The sequence below is a fragment of the Dehalogenimonas sp. NIT-SK1 genome, from assembly GCF_055384165.1.
In genome coordinates this window covers 124,598-141,617 of record NZ_AP042352.1, presented here as the reverse complement: position 1 = coordinate 141,617, position 17,020 = coordinate 124,598, and the positions used below count along the sequence as shown (strand labels likewise).

Genomic DNA, 17,020 nt, shown 5'->3' with positions numbered 1-17,020 from the left:
TGAAGGGTAATATAGTGAAAGGTATTGAACAACGGCACCACGAGCTTATTATCCGGAGGAAAACAATGACAATTACAGAATTTGATATGCCGACCCGGATTATCTTCGGCGAAGGTTCATTCAACAAACTCGGAGAGACAGCCGCTCACCTGGGTAAAAGGGCGATTATAGTATCCGGTAAAAAAAATCTGCGGCGGCTGGGCGTTCTCGACAAAGCGATTGATTTACTGGAAAAAGCCGGAGTGCAGGTTTTTCTTTTTGACAGGATCGAACCGAACCCCAGGGCTTCGACCGTTGATGAGGGAGCGGCACTGGTCCGCAGGGAACAAGCAGAGGTGATTGTAGCCCTCGGGGGCGGCAGCGCTATGGATGCCGCCAAGGGAATAGCTTTAGCTGCCGCCGGCAATCGACCCGTATGGGACTATATCACCGGCAGTAGTAATCCTGAGGGTAAAATACCAGACCTGATAACCGTGCCTACCGTTTCGGCTTCCGGCTCAGAGGTCAACTCCGGCGCCGTTATCACTAACTGGGAACTTCACCAGAAAAGGGTGCTTTCCCGGCCTTCCCTGCAACCCAAGGTGGCCCTCATCGACCCGGAACTGACCCTCTCCCTGCCGCTTCAACCGACACTCCAGGGCGGCGTGGATATCTTCTGCCATGCCGTAGAACCATATATTACAGCGGCCAATCCGGAGGAACTGAACGACGGCTGGCGGGAAGCCATGATGCGCAGCGTGGTCAAATACCTGCCGCGCCTGCGGCACAACCTGCAGGACGCCGAAGCCCGACGCGCCCTGGCCTGGGCTTCAACCATGGCCTGCTCCGCCTTTTCCGGTCTCGGCGGCGGCGATGGTTCAATGACCCTCCACGGTATTGAGCATCCGGTTTCCGGTTTGTACGACATCACCCACGGCGATGGTCTGGCGGCCATGCTGCCGGCCTGGCTGACCGTTGTTTCCGGCGCCAGGGCCGACAGGCTGAATAAACTTGGCGAGCGGGTTTTCGGCACCGGTGAAGGCATAAAAGCCACTGAGGAATGGCTGAAAAGCATCGGCATGCGCCATAGGCTGGAAAACCTGGGAGTACAGCAGAAAGACATACCCGAACTGGCGCGACTGGCCAGGATTTCATCACCGTGGATAGTGAACAATCCTACTCCGGTGGAACAATCCGACCTTGAGCACCTTTACCGCATGGCCTGGTAAAAACCGCTCCGCGTCATTAGCGCTTTGCCCCCTGCAATCCTAAAATGCTATAATCAGGCAGCTGGAAACGCGTGATTTACGAACGTCTATTTCATCCGGCCGAACGGTGCAGCGCCCTGAATGCAGGGTAATGTCCAGCGTTTCCCAAAACTAACATTAAGGTAACAATATGGCTGAAGAAACCAAACCCAACGCGCAAGACCCTTCCAGTTATACCGCTGAAGATATCCAGGTGCTGGGGGGACGTGAAGCGGTACGCAAACGTCCGGGTATGTATATCGGCTCTACCGATTATCGCGGACTGCATCACCTGGTTTATGAAGTGGTCTATAACTCAGTCGATGAATCCATGGCCGGATTCTGCGACAAGATTACGGTAATTATTCACGGCGACGAGTCCGTTTCCGTCGAAGACAATGGCCGGGGTATTCCGGTGGACATCCAGAAAAAGACCGGACTTTCCGCCCTGGAAACGGTCATGACAGTGCTGCATGCCGGCGCCAAATTCGGCGGCAAGACATACCAGGTATCGGGCGGTCTGCACGGAGTCGGCGCCTCGGTGGTCAACGCGCTGTCGGAATGGGTCACGGTAGAAGTTCGTCGTGACGGCAAGTTATACCGGCAGCAATATAAAGAAGGTATTCCGGAAGCACCGGTAGCCGTGGTCGGTGAATCCACCGGTTCCGGTACAGCTACCTCGTTCAAATTTGACCCCAAGATATTCGGTGAATCCAGCTATGACTTTAAGACGCTGGCCGAGAGAATGCGAGAAATCGCCTATCTCAACAAGGGACTGGAAATATCCATCATCGACCGGTGCACCGATAAAGAACAGACCTATTACTTTGAAGGCGGCATTACCGGTTTTGTCAGGCATCTGAACCATAACCGCAATACCATCCATCGTCTGCCGATCGCCGTTCACAAGAAGGTGGATTCATCCATTGTTGAAGTAGCCATGCAGTACAATGACGGATTCACCGAGACCAACCTGGCTTTCGCCAACTGCATCAATACCCAGGACGGCGGCACCCATTTGACCGGTTTCCGTTCGGGCCTGACCCGGGTCATCAACGACTACGCCTACAAAAATAAACTGGTCAAGGATTCTGACCCCAATATCATGGGGGATGACTGCCGCGAAGGCCTGGTGAGCATAGTATCGGTTAAACTTCCGGAGCCGCAGTTTGAAGGACAGACCAAGGGCAAACTGGGCAACGCCGAGATGAAGAGCATGGTGGAGAGCGTGGTGGTTGACCAGCTGACTCTTTACCTGGAAGAGCATCCCGACGAGGCCAAGCGCATCATAGATAAAATAATGACCTCAGCCCGCGCCCGTGACGCAGCCCGCAAGGCCCGGGACCTGATTATCAAGAAAAATTCGCTTGACGGCGGCTCCCTGCCGGGGAAACTGGCGGAATGTTCGGAGAAAGAACCCTCCCTGTGCGAGCTTTTCCTGGTCGAGGGTGACTCCGCCGGCGGCTCGGCCAAACAGGGCCGCAACCGCCGCTTCCAGGCTATACTGCCCCTGCGCGGTAAAATCCTGAACGTGGAAAAAGCCGCTCCGGACAAGATGCTGTCGCACGAGGAAATCCGGGCCATCATTACCGCTCTCGGAGCCGGTATTGATGATGACTTCGATTTTAATAAACTGCGCTACCACCGGGTAGTGCTGATGACGGACGCCGATGTTGACGGCTCTCACATCCGCACGCTGCTGCTTACTTTCTTCTTCCGCCACATGAGCAAACTGATCGCCGGCGGCGGGCTGTATATTGCCCAGCCGCCGCTGTACCGCGTCAAGCAGGGCAAAGATGAGCGCTGGGTCTTCAATGACGCTGAGAAAGAAGAAGCCCTGAAAGAATTCAAGGGCAAGAACGTTGAACTGCAGCGCTACAAAGGTCTGGGTGAAATGTCAGCGGAGCAATTATGGAACACCACCATGAATCCGGCCACCCGCACCATGCTGACGGTAGAGGTGGATGACGCGGCCCATGCCGACGCTACCTTCAATCTGCTGATGGGTGACCAGGTTCCTCCGCGCAAGGCCTTTATCCAGGCCCATGCCCAGCAGGTTAAGAACCTGGATATATAAGCATTTCATAAATTGACTACCCCAAGTAGTTAACGCCACGTCGCCTCAGGGCGGATGGTGCCCGGCATATCTCCGGTTGCCCCGGGACTTGCCATAGAGGGGTCATTTGTGATTTACTATTCAGTCTGTGACTATGATTTTTTACCGGCCGGTTAATAGCGGCGCGGCAGTATAAAGGAGTTCACCAAGTGAGAGTTTCAGAGCTGGTACCGGCAGATATTAAACCGGATTTCCCGGAGATCAATCCGGGTGATACGGTAAAGGTGCATGTTAAGATCGTCGAAGGTGAAAAGGAGCGCATCCAGACCTTCTCCGGCGTGGTGCTGCGCAAGCGCGCCGGCGGCGACGGCGGCAATTTCACCGTCAGGCGCATCAGTTACGGCGTGGGCGTAGAGCGGACTTTCCCTTTCGCCTCACCCCGCGTTGATAAAATAGAGCTGGTCCGCATGGGCAAGGTACGCCGGGCCAAGCTGTACTACCTGCGCAAGCTGTCCGGCAAGGCCGCCCGAATCAAGGAACGTCGGGAAAAAACCGCTTAAGCGGTTAATCAGCCGCAGCGAGAAAACAATTGCTTTACGCCGAGGTCAGTGTCAATTCACCGGCCGCCGGCCGCAACACCTACAGCTACCAGGTCCCGGCCGGACTTAATGTTCGGCCGGGACATTCTGTTCTGGTACCTTTCGGCCAGAAAAAACTCCAGGGCATCGTGGTGGAAACCGGCCCCAAACCCCGTTTTGATGAAACCCGTCCCCTGTCCGGCCTGACCGACCCCCTGGTGTGCCTGACCGCGGCGCAGCTGGAGACCGGGCTGTTTATAAGCCGCCATTACCTGGCGCCGCTTTTTGAGTCCCTGGCGCTGTGGCTGCCGCCGGGTTTTGAAAGACAGCCGGAAACCATAATCCTGCCCGGCGTCGAACCGCCCGAGGAAACTGCGCTTTCCCCGGCCGAGCTGGACATACTGCGGCAACTGGACGAACACGGTGAAGTCGAACAGAAGACGCTGGAAAGGCATCTCGGTAAAACCGCGGCCGTCAAGGCTCTCAGGCACCTGCTGGAAAACGGCCTGATTGACCGCCGCTACCGCCTGCGGCCAGCCAGGATAAAACCCCGGCTGGAAAAGGTGGTCTATCTGACCACCGACCCTGACGCCGCACAGGAGATCGCAGAGAAGCTGGGTGCCAGGGCACCCAGGCAGGCCGAGGTGCTGTCCTTCCTGGCCAACTGCCGCGACGGCTGCGGGGCACGGGAACTGCGCCGGATAACCGGCGATGTTTCGGCGGCTCTTGCGGCACTGGCCGGCAAAGGCCTTATACGAACGGTCAATGAAGAGTCACGCCGGGTGCCGCGCCTGCCGGCGGATATGGAACTGCCGGTAGTGCCGCCGCTGACTGAAGCCCAGGAGCAAGCGGTCAAGGCGGTAACCGGTGCCATGGACAAGGGCGAAGCGCCGGTTTTCCTGCTGCACGGCGTCACCGGCTCCGGTAAAACAGAAATTTACCTGCACACCACCGCTCATGCCCTCAGCCGCGGACAACAGGTTATCGTATTGGTGCCGGAGATCGCCCTGACGCACCAGATTATCGAACGTTTCACCGCCCGCTTTCCCGGCAAGGTAGCAGTGCTGCATTCCAGGCTGTCGCTGGGAGAACGCTTCGACCAGTGGCGCGGTATCGCCGAAGGCGAATATCCCATCGTCATCGGTCCCAGGAGCGCGCTGTTCGCCCCGGCGGACCGCCCTGGGCTGATCATCATGGATGAAGAGCACGAGTGGGCTTACAAGCAGCAGGATACGCCGCCGCTGTATCATGCCCGCACAGCAGCGCGCCGCCTGGCCGCCGCCAACGGTGCCGCTCTGCTGTTGGGTTCGGCTACGCCGGACGTAGAAAGTTACTACCGGGCGAGTGCCGGCAGCTACCGTCTGCTGGAAATGCCGCAGCGGCTGACGCCTCACGCCGACGCTCCGCTGCCGCCGGTAAGCCTGGTAGATATGCGCCGGGAGCTGAAAAGCGGCAACCTTTCCATCTTCAGCCGCAAGTTAAGCGCCGAAATCACCGCGGCGCTGCGCGACAAAGAACAGATTATTCTTTTTTTCAACCGGCGCGGCGGGGCGACTTTTATCCAGTGCCGGGAATGCGGCGAGGTACTGCGCTGCCGCAACTGCCGGCTACCGCTGGGCTTCCACCCGGTGGAGAACCGCCTGGTATGCCATCACTGCAACGCTGCCTCCCGGGTGCCGCAAGCCTGCCCGGCCTGCGGCAGCAGCCGCATCAAGTACCTGGGGCTGGGCACCCAGAAGCTGGAGGAGGAAACCCGGCAGGCCTTCCCCCATGCGCGCATCCTGCGCTGGGACTCGGACGCCGTCCGCGGCAAAGATTCCGGCTACCGCATTTTCAGCGATTTCCGGGCCGGCAAAGCCGACATCCTGGTCGGAACCCAGATGGTGGCCCGCGGACTGGACCTGCCGGGAGTCAGCCTGGTGGGCGTGGTCAACGCCGATACCGCCCTCAACCTGCCGGACTTCCGCGCCGAGGAACGTACTTTTCAGCTGCTGGCCCAGGTGGCCGGCCGCGCCGGCCGCGGTGAATCCCCGGGTCGGGTGGTCATCCAGAGTTACCAGCCGGAGCACTACGCCGTTAGCGCCGCCGTCGGCCATGACTATGATGCTTTCTACCACCAGGAGATCCATTACCGTCAGCTGCTGGGGTACCCGCCCTTCGGAGAACTGGCGATACTGACGCTGCAGCACACCGACGAAGAGAAAGCCCGAAAAATGGCCGAAACCCTGCGGACAAAGCTGGAAAATGACAGAGATGCCCGCGGCATCAGCGGCATCAGCGTGCTGGGACCGGCGCCGGCTTTCGTGCCGCGGCGGCGGGGCCGCTACCGCTGGCAGCTGATTATCAAAGGCCGCAAGGTTTCGGAATTTCTGCATAAATCGCAGCTGCCGCCGGGCATGCCGGTTGACGTTGACCCGCTGGGGTTGGGCTGATTTTTAGCCTTTTGTCATGCTCGTTTTACTAGTATAGTCCGGTATTATCAACTACAATCAAGTATGATTATTTCTGGCTTGTTGCGGCACGATTTTAGACATTTGTCTAATTGTTACCTCTATTGTTTGTTATTATGTGTTATAATACATTAATGGGTACTGAGGAGATGAACAAATCAGGTTTCGCTCCCGACCCGGTTGAACTGGGGGAGATGCTGAGGCATCGCCGAGCGGAAGCTTCCCTGACACTGCAACAGCTTTCCGACCTGACCGGCATATCGGCCTCCCATATCGGGCGGGTGGAGCGCGGCAACCGTTTCCCCTCGGCCAAGGTGCTCAGAAGACTGGCCTGCCACCTCAAATTCGAAGAGAACGAATTATTCACCCTGGCCGGTTTTCTAACACAGAACAACAACGGCAATGACAAGGCGCCCCCCGGACTCGACCCTTATGTAGCCCGTATCCTGGCCAAGGAGCCTACCAGGGTACAGCGGGCGCTCATCAGCTTCCTGGAAACGGCCAAGAACCTGGCGCGTGATTTCAAAAACCAGCGCTGAGCGCTTCATCCGGCGGCCGGCGGCCTTGCCTGCGTTTTCTGATGCCTGTATAGTAACAGGCGTTTGTTATGTCACACCCAGACACTCCTTTCATCATAGTCAACGGCGCCGCACAGCGCGCCCTCATCACCGCGTCAGCCGCCGCGGCTGACCGGCTGAAGATGCCGGCGGCCGTAGTGGGCGGTTTCCCGCGCGACTGCCTGCTGGGACGGACAGCGGCTGACCTGGACATTGCCGCCGAGGGCGACACCAAGGCCCTGGCTGAGGCGATAGCCGCTGAATCCGGCGGGTCTGTTTTCACCCTGGACCAAGCTGCCGGGATGTACCGTGTCACGCTGCCTGTCGGTTCCGCTTTCGGGCAGATTGATGTCGGCGCCGCCCACGGCAGCCTGGAAGCCGACCTGCGGCGGCGCGACTTTACCGCTGACGCCCTGGCCGCCTCGCTGGCCGGCTTTGACCCAGCGTCCGGGCGAATGGACATCATTGACCTTACCGGCGGCCTGGCCGACATCCGAAACCGCGTCTTGCGGGCAGTGGCCCCGGATATCTTCCGGCAGGACCCGGCTCGGCTGCTGCGCGGCGCGCGGCTGGCGGCCGAACTTGATTTCAGCATTGAAGCGAATACCGAGGCGCTTATCACTGCCGAGGCGTCCCTGGCAGCCGGCACCGCCGGCGAACGCACCCGCGAGGAGCTGCTGCGGCTGTTTTCCCTGCCGCGTTCCGGCCAAATTACCGAATACCTTGACCGGCTGGGACTGATAAAAGCCATTTTCCCGGAACTGGAAGCCTCGCGCGGCCTGGTGCAGCCCAGGGAACACGCCTGGGACGTGCTGAACCACCAACTGAAGACCATCTCCGCCCTGGACTGGATTTTCCGCCAGGGCAACTGGCCCCACGCGGCGGAGACGGTACGCGACATGATCCCGCTGCCCGACCGGGCCTGGGAATACTTCAGCACAAAGGTTAACGGCTTCAGCCGGCTGGCATTGTCGCGGCTGGCGGCGCTTCTGCATGACGTGGCCAAGCCGGAAACCAGGGTACTGACCGACACCGGCCGCATCCGCTTCTTCGGCCACGCCCAGAAGGGTGCCATAACGGCGGCGACCATTCTGGAGCGGCTGCGCTTCTCCAAGCGGGAAACGGAGTTCGTCTGCGCCATGGTGCGGGCGCACCTGCGCCCGGTGCAGATGGGACCGGAGGCTATCATGCCGACGCCGCGCGCCGTCTACCGCTACCGGCGCGATACCGGCGAGGCAGCAGTAGCCAACCTGTATCTCAGCCTGGCCGACCACCTGGCGGCCCGCGGCCCGGAGCTGGAACTTGATAACTTCAATAAACATGTTACAATAGTGGACTATATTTTGGGTGAGCTGGAGCGCCAGTCTGCCGGGGCGGAAAAGCAGCGCAAGCTCATCAGCGGGCATGACCTGCAAAGGCGGCTGCGCATGAAGCCGGGACCGCGAATGGGCGCGGTGCTGGAAGCGGTACGCGAGGCCCAGGCGGCCGGGGAAATCACCAGCCGCCGCGAGGCGCTCGGGCTGGCCCGCCAAATAATAAAAACGGAACAAGCCCAATAATACTAGTCTGGATTCGGAATAAATAATGAAAAAACATCTGCCCAAACTGATTACCATTTTAACCCTGTTCATCCTGTCGGCGCTGGTAGTGCTGCCCATGGGACAGGGTGTTTTATTCGGCCGCCCCATCGAGCTGGGACTGGACCTGCAGGGCGGCATCCACATGGTCTATGAAGCCGACCTGTCAGACGTGGCCGACGAGGACAAGGACGCCACCATCGAGGGCATCCTGGGCGTTATCAACAACCGGGTCAACCCGCTGGGCGTCAGTGAACCCAACATCGTGCGCCAGGGCGAGAACCGCATCGTGGTGGAGCTGCCCGGCACCGAACTGACCGACGCCCAGAAGCAGCGCATCGGCTCCACCGCCCTCCTGGTGTTCGGCGAACAGACCGAAGACGAGGACGAGGCGAAATGGGAAAACGAGCTGGGCCTGTGGAAACCGGCCACCGCCGAGATTGACGGCCAAACCTATGAACTCTCCTCCAGTTATTTCAAGGAAAACACCTTTGTGACCACCGGCCAGTTCGGCGGGGTGGAACTGCATTTTGAATGGACCGACCTCGGTTCCCAGATTTCCGAAGAAGTTACCGGCCGCCTGGTGGGCGAGCGGATGGGTATATTCGAAGGCGAAACCTCTCTGCTGGGCGAGGACGGCTTCCCCATCGCGCCGCGGGTCAACAACGTCATCACAGAAGCCGGGGTCATCACCGGGCTGTCCACCACCGAAGCCCAGTTATTATCCCGCCAACTGAACGCCGGACGCCTGCCGGTGCCGCTGGAGGTCATCTACGAAAACACCGTTTCCCCGGTGCTGGGCGCCGATTTCGTGGACCTCAGCCTGCTGGCCGGCATCGTCGGACTGCTGCTGGTGATGGCCTTCATGATCCTTTACTACCGGCTGCCGGGCCTGATGGCGGCCGGAGGGCTTATCTTTTACGTCATACTGGTGCTGGCCATATATAAGCTGGTGCCGGTGACGCTGACGCTGGCCGGCATCGGCGGCTTCATCCTGTCAATCGGCATGGCGGTTGACGCCAACGTGCTCATCTTTGAGCGCATGAAAGAAGAGCTGCGCGCCCAGCGCACGGTGGGCGCGGCCATAGAATCGGGCTTCAACCGCGCCTGGAGCGCCATCTGGGACGCCAATATCACCACTCTCATCGTCTGCGCGGTGCTGGTCTGGGTGGGCGGCAGCGTGGCCGCCGGCGCCCCGGTGCAGGGTTTCGCCCTGACGCTGGGCATCGGTGTCCTGGCCAGCATGTTCACCGCCATGTTCATCACCCGCACCTTCCTGCGGGCGCTCATCGGCTCCCGCTACGCCAAAAAACTCAATCTATTCACCACCGAAACAGGGGACCAGAATGCCTAATATAATCGGTAAAAGAAAGCTTTTCCTCAGTATATCCGGGGCACTGATCGCCCTGTCGCTGATTTTCCTGGCCGCCTTCGGGCTGCGGGCCGGCATCGACTTTTCCGCCGGCTCCATGCTGACGGTAGCTTTTGACTCACCGCCCACCGTAGATGAACTGACCGATGAACTGGCCGCCATCGGCTACGACGGCGCCATCGTGCAGGAGACCGGCAGCGAGGACTTCATCATCCGGCTGCCGACCATTACCGACGCGGAAAAGAACACTCTCCAGGCCGAGTTGGCCGATGCCTTCGGCGCGGTAACCGAACGCAGCTTTGAGTCCGTTGACCCGGTCATCGCCAGCCAGACCACCCGCATCGCCGTTATCGCGGTGGCCCTGGCCTCGCTGGGCATACTGCTGTACCTGACCTGGGCTTTCCGGCGCATGCCCAAACCGCTGCACTACGGCGCGGTGGCCGTCGGGGCGGTGCTGCATGACGTGCTGGCGGTACTGGGCGTCTATGCCCTGCTGTCGGCCCTTTTCGGCTGGGAAATCAACCTGGTCTTTATCATCGGCGTGCTGGCGGTCATCGGCTACTCGGTCAACAACACGGTGGTTATCTTTGACCGCATCCGGGAGAACAAGCTGCGCCGGGTGGCTCCTGACTTCGAGGGAGTGGTCAACCGCAGCGTAACCGAGACCCTGGTGCGCTCCATCAATACCTCGCTGACTACCATCATCGTGGTGCTGGCGCTGATGCTGTTCGTGGGCGCCACCATCCAGAACCTGGCGGTGGTGATGCTGATCGGCATCGTGGTGGGTACCTATGACTCTGTATTCGTGGCTCCGGCGGTGCTGGTGGCCTGGGATAAGTGGGGGAAGAAGTAGCTACGGATACATTCTGAGTTACTGGTTAAGAAGTCTACAGTTTAGAAGTTCTCAGTTGTCAGTAGTTTAGAGTTTTCAGTTCTCAGTTCTCAGGTTTTAAGTTGAGGCTTCATAGTTGTCAGTCGGGGAAGCGGGAATTGTTTTTGTTTCTGCACACCTGATGCCAACTCACGGAAACGACCCTTCTTTTCCGGCTTTGAGATTTTAGCGTCCAATCGTGAGTCGTTTTGCCAATTCAAACATATTCAAATAATTCAAAGTTTTTGGTTAATAGTTGGTAGTTGCCAGTTTAGAGTTTCATCCGGAATAGTTAAACACTCATATTATCTTAATTATATGCGTGTAATAAATAGAACTTATGATAACTTAACAAACCCTGCGGCGCAAGGGGTAAAGGTTACACTTTTGCCCGGCGGAACCGGCAATTTCTACTATCTAAACAGGGCATCGAAGCCGTGGGAAGATATTCATACCAGATTGCCACAACCACCTGCCGGCGGCTTCGCAATGACTGACCCGCTTTTTCGTCATTACCCGCCCACTCTTGTCATTATCCGTAAAAACAGGCAATCCAGGGGCACTGGGGCACGGATTCCCGGCTTTCGCCGAGAATGACAAGGTGGTGAAATTTTAGCATCCATTGCCATTAAGCTGACAGGAGTTTATACTTGAAACTAACAACAGGAGGGGCTATGCTAACCGATTATTTTGAAGCGGCGATGAAAAAAGCCGAATATGAAATACTGCCGGATGACAAATCTTACTACGGGTCCATACCCGGTTTCCGTGGAGTCTGGGCCAACGCTCCCACCCTGGAAGGCTGCCGCCAGGAACTCCGTGAAACCCTGGAAGACTGGGTGATGATCAGTATTTCCCGTCATCTGCCGCTACCCAAAATTGACGCTATTGAGTTAAAACTACCGGCAGAGATTTCCTGATGCCGCAATTCGGACCCATTAAAAGAACAGACCTGGTAGCATCATTGCGGAAGGCAGGTTTTGAAGGTCCCTTTTCCGGCAGTAAACACCAGGTAATGATCCGTCAGCAATGCCGCCTGGTTATTCCCAATCCACATCGTTCCGAAATCAGCCGGGAACTGTTATCGCGAATTCTCAAGGAAGCCGATATCAGCCGCGCTGAATGGGAGAAGCTGTAAGCTTTTTTTCGCCTTAGCCAGTTCCGCGTCACTTTTAGACCAACATCATGACATTAAAACGTCTTAATGTTATAATGGCGGTAGAGGGGATTGATGACATGAACACAGAAACCAAAAGAACTACCGTCTACCTGGACAGCAAACTGCACCAGGCGCTGAGGATGAAATCAGCCACCCTTTCCCGGTCCATATCCGAACTAATAAATGAAGCGCTGCGGCAATCGCTGGCTGAGGATTCCGAAGATATCGAGGTTTTCGACGCCAGGATAAATGAGCCGCTGGTAAGCTACGAAGAAATGGTGCGAAAGCTGAAGGCTGATGGCCGGATATAGCATCTTTTTCAAGAAATCGGTTGAAAAGGATTTCACAACCATCCCCAAAAAGGACATTGACAAGGTCCTCAGCCGGATAGCCGGACTGGCCGACGACCCGCGACCCAGGGGCTGTGAAAAGCTGACCGGGCAGGAAAGATACCGCCTGAGGCAGGGCGTGTACCGCATACTCTATTCCATCCAGGACAATGAGCTTACCGTCTGGGTGGTCAGGATTGCCCACCGGAGAGAAGCATACCGGGAAGGTGGGAAGCACTAATTCCGAATATCTAATTTCTAATATCTAAGCACTAAAGATTTTTTTAGTTTATAGTTGTTACGAGTTGACAGTTTTCAGTTATCAGTTATCAGTATAAGAAATGGATTCCCGGCTTTCGCCGAGAATGACATACTGAGGGCTACCGAGATTGCTTCGCCGCAGGCTCGTAATGACGATGGGTATGGACAGGGGTACCGGTGGTTAGACCGGCGAGGGACCCAGGGGATCATCCCAGGGTTCGTCCAGCAGGACGCTGAAGGCGGCGGCCACGGAAGCCGCCAGCGCCCTATGGTGGTAGCCCCCCTCAAGGATCAGCACCAGCCGTCCCTCGCAGCATTCTTCGGCCAGGGCCTTGGCTAGGGCAGTCATTTCAGCGTAGCCGGACACTGACAGGCGCATAGCGCTCAGGGGGTCGGCCCAGTGCCCGTCGTAGCCGGCGGAAATCAGCAAGAGTTCCGGGGCAAAACGGCGCACCGCCGGCACCACCCGCTCCCGGAATACCTCCAGGTACTGGTTGTCGCCGCTGCCGGGCGCCAGCGGGATATTGAGCAGGTTGCCGACCCTGCCGGTATCACCTGGGGCGCCGGTGCCGGGATAGTGGGGATACTGGTGCAGGGAAACATGAAACAGTTCCGGGCGGCCGTCAAAGATGGCCTGGGTGCCGTTGCCGTGGTGCACGTCCCAGTCAATGACGGCCACCCGCTCCAGGCGGTATTTGCGCGCCGCCGCCGCGGCGGCCACGGCCACATGGTTGAGCAGGCAGAAGCCGCTGCCGCGTCCGGCAAAAGCATGATGACCGGGTGGACGTGACAGGACAAGGGAATTAGGCGCATCACCCTCCATGACAGCCTCTACGGCCGCCACAGCGCCTCCGGCGGCATATCGCGCCGCCGTCCAGGATTCTGCTGACAGGGTAGTGTCGGCATCAAGCTCGCCGCCGCCCCTGCCGGACATTTCCTCCAGCCGGGCAAGGTATTCCGTCGTGTGAACAGCCTCAAGCTCCGCCGTGGTTGCCGGGCGGGCTTCCAGGGCGCGCAATCGGTCCAGCAGGCCGGTTTCGGCCAAGCGGCGCATGACCGCCTCCAGCCGCTCCGGGGATTCCGGATGCCGCGGACCGGGTTTGTGGAGCAGGAAGTTTGGATTATAGACGTAAGAAGACATAAATATTCCGAATATCTAATTGCTAATATCTAAGCACTAAACAATAATTAAATTCAAATAACCGAAACAGGATTGCGGGAAGCACTAATATCTAAGCTCTAAATGCTAAACAATATCAAATGTTCAAATGACCGAAAACGGGGACGCCGGAAATCTCAATTCTCAAGCTCCAAATATCAAACAATATTCAGTTTTATTAGTTTATAGTTGTTACGAGTTGACAGTTTACAGTTGTCAGTTCTCAGTTGTTAGTAGTTAGCAGTTTATGGATTCCCGGCTTTCGCCGAGAATGACAGACTATTGGGAAATAAAAGAGGGAAGCCCTGAAGAGCTTCCCTCTTTATTATCCGTTGTCGTGTAGTCTAGAGAACTAGACTACGCGGCGGGTGCGGACGATAAGGACGATCACCAGGATGGTCAGGATTGCTCCGACTCCGATGATTATCCAGATGTAGCCGGGAGTCTCGGATTCCGGCATATCCAAGGTAACGCCAGGCTGTGAAGTCTGGGTTACGGTGACCGGAGGCTCAGCACCTTCAACGGTAGTGAAGACGCTGGTTACCCAGTCTGAAGTGCCGGTGGGTGTGGTGGCATTGACTCTCCAGTAGTACACCGTGTTGTTTTCCAGGTCATCGCCGGTCCAGGCGAACGCCTCGATGTCCGAATTGAAGGTCATCGGGTCGCTGAAGTCCGGGCTGGTGCTGACCTCTATATTGTACTCGGTGGCATTGGGTACCGCCATCCACTGGAATGACGGGCGTACCGGTACATTGGTAGCTCCAGCGGCCGGAGCCAGGCTGTCAGGAGTGGTGGGAGTTTCCGGCTGGGTGGAGAAGCTAGTCTCACCAGCGATATGGAAGCTGGAAAGCGGTTCAACCGCCCAGACGCGGAAGGAGTAGGTGGTATCCGGGTCAAGGCCGGTAAAAGTGTAAGTGGTCTCGGTAACATTAGCTTCTTCAGGAGCCAGCAGGGCATTAGAAGGTGCGGAACTGCCTTCAACCAGGGACACCTTGTAGCTTTCAGCGCCGGGAACAGCATTCCAGCTGATGGTGGCTGAGGTTTCATCAAAGCTGGTGACGGTAGAACCGCTGCCGAATACAGCCAGGGTATCAGTGTAGGTCCAGATTTCATTATCGTCGCCAACAACCCAAAGCTGGTTGCCGCCCACGGCGGCCGGTTCGATGTAAAGCTGCGAAGCAGAAGTAAAGGCACCCATCGGCATAAATGCCTCAGCGCGCAGGTCATCAATATCACGGCCGTCGCGGCACTTGACGCGGATTATGGCGCCATTGTCATCCAGGGCATACAGCATACCCTGCGGGCCGCCAAGCCCTGTTGCCAGGCCTACACCCCTGTCAACCCAGACATCTGAAATATGAGCATAGTTGTTGCCGTAATAATCATCCATCTCTTCCCAGACGGGGCTGTCAGCATTATAGTCATAGCGCCATAGGTCCCCACCAAGAATACCATTACTGGTAAGGAATATAAGGCCGTTGTCAGCATAGGTTTCCTGGAACACCACCAGGGTATCCCCCGCGGTACCAGCCGGAAGGTCAAAGGCATCCCAAGTGGAGCCCATATCCTCGGACACGGCTACTTTGCCGGTGCCGCCGGCCACTATGGAATCACCGTCAATATCCAGCGAAGTAACATCACCGATGCCGCTGATTGATTCGGTATCCCAGAGGAAACCGCTGTTGGCGGTGGTGGAAACTGAACCGGAACCACCGACTACAAAGGTGTTCAGGTCAACCACCAGGTATGAATTGATAGTGCCCGGTGAGGCCAGCTGGGCGTCAAAGGTCTTGCCCTTGTTAGCAGAGGCCAGAATGGTATCATCAACAACTACAAAGACACCATTATCGGAGTCATAGTTGGACGACAGTTTGAGCATACCAGGTTCTTCAGAGTCAGCGTCATACTGGATTCGCTGCCAACCATCAATATAGCGCCAAACGCTGATTTCACCGCTGGCGGGCGAGGTGATCATATAGATGTCGCCATTGCCGGCAAAAGCCATTTCATCAATGGTAGCAATATCAGTATTGATCAGGCTTATCTGGGCGAAGTTCTCGCCCTGGTCCATGGAGACCTGGAAGGCGGACTCGTTATCACTGCTGGCTTCAGTCAGGGCATAAACAGTGCCGTTGGCGCCGAAGTCAGGGTCAAAGACGGCAAAGACATCTCCACTTAAGCTGCCGGTTAAATTGCCGCCGGCCGTCCATCCGGCTCCGGAGTCAACTGAAGTAATAACATCGGTTTCATCACTGCCGGCTACCAGGCTGCAGGAGTTGAAATTGCCGAATACATCCAGGCTAACCAGGTCTGTGTTGTAGAAGTCTCCGCCGGCATCAAAAGCCGGCAGACGCACGGCAGTGGATTCGGCGCCGTTACCCAGGACGCGCCAGACACCGGAGGCATCAGAGTCACCTGGCAAACCGACATAGAACAAAGGACTGGTCAGGATGTTGAAGTCATCCGGCAGAGCGATAGCGCCGCCGTAGATGCTGCCGGGAATTGAAAAGTCACCATCATCGATAATAGCGTCAACGGTTGAACCCCAGGCGCCGCCGTTGACGTTGAAGCTGATGATCGGATTCATTGAGACACCATCATCCCCAGCCAGGATTACTATGCCCCTGTCATCAGCAAAATCGGGGGAGAGCTTAACATCAAATATTTTCTCAGCCACGGAATGGGTGGTATTGAAGCTGGGAGTCCCGATGGTCTCAAAGGCATAAAAGAAGCTGGCTTCATCCATGAAGAAGACTTCGGCGTCGGTGCCGTCATCAGCGCCGACGACTACTTTGTAGGAACCGCCGGCCATGGCCACGTCCATGGCGGTAATGATATGGCCGGTTACCGGCAGGGAAGCCATCAGGGCAAAGCTTTCACCGCCGTCGGTGGACTTGAAGACTTCATCGTCTATAGCAATATAAACAACATCATCATCGTCAGGGGCCACGGCAATGGCGTCAATGGGATTGTCCACTTCATAAAAATCCCAATTCCGGCCGCTGTCATTGGACACAGCCAGGTTATCGGTATTGGGGGAGTCCACAATTTCAACGTAGGCATAGAGCTTGCCTTCAGAACCCTGGGTCAGCAGACCGGAATCATAGAGATCCACAATCTGGTCGGTATCAACCGGAGTTTCAAATGAACTCCATTCGTTGTCGTCAGCAGCTACCGGCAGGGCTGTGGTGGCCAGCAAGCCGGTCAGCAGAGCCGTCGTCAGCAGCACGCTGAAGAATTTATTCAGTTTTTTCATCGACCTTGTATTTCCTTTTATTAAATTTTGATTATATCTAGAATCTACTTAAAGACATGGATAATCTACTATGCGCAATTATTCAATTTTAAGGATGCTGCCGTATAATACCACCTCCTCCGCTTATGACTGAATTAGAAATCACAGGGTCAAATATAAGGGGTCGGGC

At 56.9% G+C, this 17,020-nt stretch carries 14 protein-coding genes; 12 read left to right on the top strand and 2 right to left on the bottom strand.

The window, feature by feature from the left end:
* Nucleotides 1-65 precede the first annotated feature (65 nt).
* The 12 genes from ACZ48S_RS00775 (at nt 66) to ACZ48S_RS00720 (ending at nt 12,416) form a co-directional block, all read left to right on the top strand.
* Entirely contained in the window at nt 66-1,208 is a 1,143-nt protein-coding gene (locus tag ACZ48S_RS00775; RefSeq protein ID WP_464213109.1) for an iron-containing alcohol dehydrogenase, read from the top strand.
* 169 nt (nt 1,209-1,377) lie between these two features.
* On the top strand, nt 1,378-3,303 hold the full coding sequence (gyrB, locus tag ACZ48S_RS00770; protein WP_464213107.1) for a DNA topoisomerase (ATP-hydrolyzing) subunit B: 1,926 nt from the start codon (nt 1,378-1,380) through the stop codon (nt 3,301-3,303).
* A gap of 188 nt (nt 3,304-3,491) precedes the next feature.
* Entirely contained in the window at nt 3,492-3,842 is a 351-nt protein-coding gene (rplS, locus tag ACZ48S_RS00765) for a 50S ribosomal protein L19 (RefSeq protein ID WP_464213105.1), read from the top strand.
* Between the two features lie 29 nt (nt 3,843-3,871).
* Entirely contained in the window at nt 3,872-6,292 is a 2,421-nt protein-coding gene (gene priA / locus ACZ48S_RS00760) for a replication restart helicase PriA (protein ID WP_464213103.1), read from the top strand.
* Between the two features lie 167 nt (nt 6,293-6,459).
* Entirely contained in the window at nt 6,460-6,849 is a 390-nt protein-coding gene (locus ACZ48S_RS00755) for a helix-turn-helix domain-containing protein (RefSeq protein ID WP_464213101.1), read from the top strand.
* Nucleotides 6,850-6,917: 68 nt separating this feature from the next.
* Nucleotides 6,918-8,426 carry an HD domain-containing protein gene (locus ACZ48S_RS00750; protein ID WP_464213099.1) on the top strand — a complete coding sequence of 503 codons (1,509 nt, stop codon included), beginning with the start codon at nt 6,918-6,920 and terminating at the stop codon, nt 8,424-8,426.
* 25 nt (nt 8,427-8,451) lie between these two features.
* Nucleotides 8,452-9,798 (top strand): protein translocase subunit SecD, encoded by a 1,347-nt coding sequence (secD, locus tag ACZ48S_RS00745; RefSeq protein WP_464213097.1) that lies wholly within the window; start codon nt 8,452-8,454, stop codon nt 9,796-9,798.
* Nucleotides 9,791-10,669 (top strand): protein translocase subunit SecF, encoded by an 879-nt coding sequence (gene secF / locus ACZ48S_RS00740; RefSeq protein ID WP_464213095.1) that lies wholly within the window; start codon nt 9,791-9,793, stop codon nt 10,667-10,669. Before secD ends, secF begins: the two co-directional genes overlap by 8 nt.
* A gap of 692 nt (nt 10,670-11,361) precedes the next feature.
* On the top strand, nt 11,362-11,607 hold the full coding sequence (locus ACZ48S_RS00735; protein ID WP_464213093.1) for a type II toxin-antitoxin system HicB family antitoxin: 246 nt from the start codon (nt 11,362-11,364) through the stop codon (nt 11,605-11,607).
* Nucleotides 11,607-11,825, top strand: a complete 219-nt coding sequence (locus ACZ48S_RS00730) for a type II toxin-antitoxin system HicA family toxin (RefSeq protein WP_464213091.1) — start codon at nt 11,607-11,609, stop codon at nt 11,823-11,825. The genes ACZ48S_RS00735 and ACZ48S_RS00730 overlap by 1 nt, the downstream gene beginning before the upstream one ends.
* A gap of 98 nt (nt 11,826-11,923) precedes the next feature.
* On the top strand, nt 11,924-12,157 hold the full coding sequence (locus tag ACZ48S_RS00725) for a ribbon-helix-helix protein, CopG family (RefSeq protein ID WP_464213089.1): 234 nt from the start codon (nt 11,924-11,926) through the stop codon (nt 12,155-12,157).
* The gene (locus tag ACZ48S_RS00720; RefSeq protein ID WP_464213087.1) at nt 12,144-12,416 is read left to right on the top strand and encodes a type II toxin-antitoxin system RelE family toxin; all 273 of its coding nucleotides are present in this window, start codon (nt 12,144-12,146) and stop codon (nt 12,414-12,416) included. The genes ACZ48S_RS00725 and ACZ48S_RS00720 overlap by 14 nt, the downstream gene beginning before the upstream one ends.
* Before the next feature lie 201 nt (nt 12,417-12,617).
* On the opposite strand, the gene ACZ48S_RS00715 is transcribed toward ACZ48S_RS00720, so the two are convergent.
* On the bottom strand, nt 12,618-13,577 hold the full coding sequence (locus tag ACZ48S_RS00715) for a histone deacetylase family protein (RefSeq protein WP_464213085.1): 960 nt from the start codon (nt 13,575-13,577) through the stop codon (nt 12,618-12,620).
* Between the two features lie 370 nt (nt 13,578-13,947).
* A complete protein-coding gene (locus ACZ48S_RS00710; protein WP_464213083.1) occupies nt 13,948-16,851 on the bottom strand; it encodes a fibronectin type III domain-containing protein in 2,904 nt (967 codons plus the stop codon).
* Between the last annotated feature and the right edge of the window lie 169 nt (nt 16,852-17,020).